Genomic DNA, 456 nt, shown 5'->3' on the forward strand with positions numbered 1-456 from the left:
AAATGCCGTACTGTTCCATGGCAGATGCTACCGTATCGGTCGGCTTTGCCAGATTGGTGATGGCAGAACGCAGTGCGGTACCAGCCTGTGAGGATTTGATACCGGCGTTTGCCATCAGCCCAATGGCAATGGCAGAGTCTTCAGCAGAGTATCCCAAAGAACCCAGCACCGGAGCAGCATACTTGAAAGTTTCACCCATCATGCTGACATTGGTGTTAGCGTTGGAACTTGCGGCTGCCAGAATATCCGCAAAGTGTCCGCTGTCGGCAGCAGTTAAGCCGAAAGCGGTCAGAGCATCCGTGACAATGTCTGAAGTAGATGCCAAGTCCTCGCCGGAAGCGGCAGCAAGATTCATGATACCTTCGATACCGCTGAGCATATCGTTGGTTTTCCAGCCTGCCATCGCCATGTAGTTCATAGCATCCGCAGCCTCACTTGCAGAGAACTTCGTTTTAC

The 456-nt window shown here is 52.4% G+C and carries 1 protein-coding gene; it reads right to left on the reverse strand.

Annotated features, from left to right (window positions below):
* Positions 1 to 456, reverse strand: a 456-nt coding sequence (locus RUMCAL_RS14300) for a phage tail tape measure protein (RefSeq protein ID WP_021680783.1), incomplete at both ends; no start/stop codon positions are given.

It is taken from the genome of Ruminococcus callidus ATCC 27760 (genome assembly GCF_000468015.1).
Classification (GTDB): domain Bacteria; phylum Bacillota; class Clostridia; order Oscillospirales; family Ruminococcaceae; genus Ruminococcus_C; species Ruminococcus_C callidus.